The organism is Streptomyces sp. UH6, assembly GCF_013421635.1.
In the GTDB taxonomy this organism is placed as follows: Bacteria; Actinomycetota; Actinomycetes; order Streptomycetales; family Streptomycetaceae; genus Streptomyces; species Streptomyces abyssomicinicus.
The window spans coordinates 1-4288 of sequence record NZ_JACADT010000475.1 but is presented as its reverse complement, the minus strand read 5'-3'; the positions used below and the strand labels follow the sequence as shown (position 1 = coordinate 4288).

Here is a 4288-nt window from a genome sequence, read left to right as displayed (position 1 = left end):
CGCGCAGGTGGGCGTCGGGGACCAGGAGGTCGGCACGCATCCCGCCCGCGGCGGACGGGGCGAGGCCCGCCCGCAGCCCGTACTCGGACATCAGCCGTCCCACCACCAGGAATCCGAGCCGGCCCGGCTCCGCCAGATCGGTCACCCACGCCCCGCCCGCGGCCAGGGAGCGTTCCGCCTCCTCGAGCTGGAGCGGGGCCATGCCGAGTCCCTGGTCCTCCACCGAGAACCGGATCCCGTTGGACACCCGCTGCACGTGGACGGAGACCGTGCCACCGGAGTAGGCGGTCGCGTTGGCCAGCAGTTCGGTCAGCGCCACGATGGCCGGCTCGACGATCAGGCCGTCGACGACGATCTCGCCGGTGTCGACGTGGTAGGCGTAGTCGACGGCGTTGCTGTGCCGGATACGGCCGCGGGCGCTCTCCACGATCTCCGCGACCGTGCAGCTGGCGCGCTGGATCCCGGGCCAGGAGTCGGTGAGGATCCGCAGCCGCTGCACGCTGTGGACGCCCATGGTGACGCTGTGGTCCACCTTGGTCAGGATCGAGCGCAGGTCCTTCGCGCCGGCGTACACGCCGCCACCGGTCAGCTCCAGGTCGTCGAGACCGTCGTCGATGTCGGCCTGGGCGTGCGTCAGCGCGGCCTGGACCTCCTCGGCGATACCGCGCAGCGCTCCACGCGCCGACTCCTCGACGCCGCGCCGGACCACGTCACCCGCGCCGCGCACCAGGCCCTCGGCGGCGGAGAGGTAGCCGGCGACCTCGGTGCCCTCGAAGACGGCGGGGTGCGCGAGTCCGGCCGTGGCCGGGACCCGTACGCCCTCCAGTTCCTGCACCACCTGGGGGAGCCGCCGCTCCACCAGGCACTCCAGCTCGCTGATCACCTGCTGGGCGTACTGCCAGTGCCGGCCCTGTTCCTGCCGGGCGAGTTCGGCGGCCTCCGCCTTCTCCCGGGCGGCCGCCAGGGCCTCGGCCAGCTCCCGTGCGGCGCGGCGCCTGCCCGGCAGGCAGGCCGACCACACCACGATCGCCGAACCGAGCGCGGACGACGCTCCGATGACCAAGTCCGTGTAATCGAGCACGCGTTATCGCCAATCGACCAGGAAGGTGTTGTCGTCGCCCGCGGGGACGGAATGCCGGACGAGTCGCCGGCGATCACTTCTCCGGAGCGTGTTCGGCCACCCCGGGCGCTCCCGCTCCGCCGGGGAGGAACCGGCCGGCCGCCCGCTTCGGTGGTCGGTCCGGCCGGAATGTCATCCCTGAGGATGGAAGGCGAGCACCCGGCAGCCCGACGAGGAGGCCGGGAAATGCACCGAACCAGGATGCCCGATAATCACGGTGCCGGGGCCGTGAACGGCATCTCCGTCACTGAAGTCGCCTTCCAGGACGTGCAAGATCTCCAATTCGGAGTGCTCGTCCCTCCCGAAGGCCGCACCCGGGGCGAAGGTGAGTTCCATGAAGACCGACGGGTCCTCCGCCGTGCCTTCCTTGAGGATCTTCGCCGTGATTCCCTCCTTCACTTCCTTGGAGGGCACTTCGGTGATCGAGAGAAAGCTGAACCCTTCGAGCATGCGTCGTTTCCTTCGGATTCGCGGCCGCAGGGGAGCGCTGCGCGAAAGCAGCCCGGGCCTCGAGGGGGCGGGTTCAGGAGACTATGCCCGGGGCATGGGGCGAACCAGGGAACCGGTGCACCACTTTCACCCGGAACTGGGGTCGCGTGCACCACGCCCGAAGGGGTGCGGGTAAAGCGTTGGGTAATGGTTTGACGCTGTGTTGCGAATGGCGTCCGGGGAAGGAATTGCTCCCCGGGATGCGTGGGATCTTTCGAGGCCCCTGCGCATTTCTGCGCCCTCGGATTCTCTTGAGGACTCCGGGGTTCGTGGGGCCTGTGTGGCCTGCGTTGCCCCGGGGCCTGCTGGGGGCGCCGAACTCCTCGGGCCCGCCCCGCCCCGTGAGGGGGTGCGGAGGGTGCCTTGACCGGCCGTCAGGCGGGGTCTTACGCTGCGGGCGTCGGTTCGCAAATGGAGATGGCGTCCACATATGTGGACGCGAGAGCCCCGAGGTGCCCATGTTCGACGGCGTACTGTTCTTTCCGGTGACCCCCTTCACCGCGTCCGGAGCCATCGACAGGGCGGCACTCGCCGAACACGTCGGGCGCGGACTCGACGCCGGTCCCGGAGGTGTCTTCGCCGCCTGCGGCACCGGCGAGTTCCACGCACTGGACCCCGAGGAGTACGGCGAGGTCGTCTCCACCGCCGTCGAGACGGCGGCCGGCCGGGTTCCCGTCTTCGCCGGCACCGGCGGCCCGTTGCCGCTGGCCCGGCGCTTCTCCCGCATCGCGCAGGAGGCGGGGGCGGACGGCCTGCTGCTGCTCCCGCCCTACCTGGTCGAGTCGCCCGCCGCCGGACTGGTCGCGTACACCCGGCAGGTCGCGGCCGCGAGCGACCTGCCGGTGATCGTCTACAACCGCTCCAACGCCCTCTTCACCCCCGACGCGGCGGCCGAGGTGGCGCGGATGGACAGGGTCGTCGGCTTCAAGGACGGGGTGGGCGACCTCGACCGGCTCTCCCGCACCGTCCTGGCGGTGCGCTCCGCGCTGGCCGGGAGCGGCAAGCCGTTCCAGTTCTTCAACGGCATGCCCACCGCCGAGGTGACCGTTCCCGCCTACCGCGGCATCGGCGTCGAGCTGTACTCCTCCGCGGTGTTCTGCTTCGCCCCGGAGATCTCGCACGCCTTCCACCGCGCCGTCACCACCGGCGACCAGGACACCACCGACCTCCTGCTGCGGGAGTTCTTCCACCCGCTGGTGTCCCTGCGCGACAAGGTCCCCGGCTACGCCGTCTCCCTGATCAAGGCCGGCATCGCGCTGCGCGGACACGACGTCGGAGGCGTCCGGCCACCCCTGACCGACCCGGCGCCCCAGCACCTCGAGCGGCTGCGCCGCATCATCGACGCGGGACTCGAGATCGTCGAGCGGACCGCCAAGGAGGCCGGCCGATGAGCGACGCGATACGGATCACCTCGGTCACCGTCACCCCCGTCGCCTTCCAGGACCCGCCGCTGCTCAACGCCGTGGGCGTGCACGAGCCGTACGCCCTGCGGGCCGTCCTCGAGGTGCACACCGACCAGGGGCTCCTGGGCCTCGGCGAGACCTACGCCGACACCGGCCACCTGCGCCGTCTCCGCGCCGCGGCCGACGCCCTGACCGGCCTGGACGTCCACCACCTCGGCCGCATCAGGGCCGCCGTCGCCCGGGTGCTCGACGGCGACACCGGCAGCGACGGCCACGGACTCACCGGGATGATCACCACCAGCAGCACCGTGGACCGTGTCTTCTCGCCCTTCGAGGTCGCCTGTCTCGACATCCAGGGCCAGGCGGCGGGACGCCCCGTCAGTGACCTGCTGGGCGGGGCGGTCCGCGACCGGGTGCCGTTCAGCGCCTACCTCTTCTACAAGTGGGCCGCCCACCCCGGCGCCGCGGGCGACGACTGGGGCGAGGCCCTGGACGCCGACGGCATCGTCGCCCAGGCCCGCCGCATGGTCGACACCTACGGTTTCACCGCCCTCAAGCTCAAGGGCGGAGTCCTCCCGCCGGACCAGGAGATCGACACCGTCCACGCGCTGCGCGAGGCCTTCCCCGAGCTCCCGCTGAGGATCGACCCCAACTGCGCCTGGAGCGTGGAGACGTCACTGCACGTCGCCCGTGAACTCGACGGGGTCCTCGAGTACCTGGAGGACCCCACCCCCGGACAGGACGGCATGGCCGCCGTCGCCCGGGAGGCGTCGATGCCGCTCGCCACCAACATGTGCGTGGTCTCCTTCGAGGAGGTGGCCCCCGCGGTCTCCCGGGACGCCGTCCAGGTCGTGCTCTCCGACCACCACTACTGGGGCGGCCTGCGGCGCTCGGGGCTGCTCGCCGGGATCTGCGACACCTTCGGCCTGGGCCTGTCGATGCACTCCAACTCCCACCTGGGCATCAGCCTGGCCGCCATGACCCACCTGGCCGCCGCGACCCCCAACCTGACCTACGCCTGTGACACCCACTGGCCGTGGAAGACGGAGGACGTGATCGCTCCCGGGGTCCTCCAATTCCACGACGGCGCGGTGGCCGTACCGACCCGCCCCGGGCTCGGCGTCGAGCTCGACCGGGACGAACTGGCCCGCCTGCACGAGCAGTACCTCGCCTGCGGCCTCCGCGACCGTGACGACACCGGGTACATGCGGTCCGTCGACCCCGCCTACGAGAAGAAGGTGCCGCGCTGGTGAACGGGCGCGCCGTCGCCGGCGCC

At 71.5% G+C, this 4288-nt stretch carries 4 protein-coding genes; 2 read left to right on the top strand and 2 right to left on the bottom strand.

Annotated features, from left to right (window positions below; all coding sequences use genetic code 11):
• Together HW445_RS20275 and HW445_RS20270 are read right to left on the bottom strand one after the other, a co-directional pair.
• Positions 1 to 1063: ATP-binding protein (locus HW445_RS20275; RefSeq protein ID WP_180222406.1), on the bottom strand; the 1063-nt coding region annotated here is incomplete at its 3' end.
• A gap of 189 nt (positions 1064 to 1252) precedes the next feature.
• The gene (locus tag HW445_RS20270; protein ID WP_180222405.1) at positions 1253 to 1570 is read right to left on the bottom strand and encodes a cupin domain-containing protein; all 318 of its coding nucleotides are present in this window, start codon (positions 1568 to 1570) and stop codon (positions 1253 to 1255) included.
• A 497-nt stretch (positions 1571 to 2067) separates the two neighbouring features.
• On the opposite strand from HW445_RS20270, the gene HW445_RS20265 reads away from it, so the two are divergent.
• Together HW445_RS20265 and HW445_RS20260 are read left to right on the top strand one after the other, a co-directional pair.
• Complete coding sequence (locus HW445_RS20265; protein WP_180222404.1) at positions 2068 to 3000, top strand: 5-dehydro-4-deoxyglucarate dehydratase; 933 nt, start codon at positions 2068 to 2070, stop codon at positions 2998 to 3000.
• The gene (locus HW445_RS20260) at positions 2997 to 4265 is read left to right on the top strand and encodes a glucarate dehydratase family protein (protein ID WP_180222403.1); all 1269 of its coding nucleotides are present in this window, start codon (positions 2997 to 2999) and stop codon (positions 4263 to 4265) included. Before HW445_RS20265 ends, HW445_RS20260 begins: the two co-directional genes overlap by 4 nt.
• Positions 4266 to 4288: the final 23 nt, after the last annotated feature.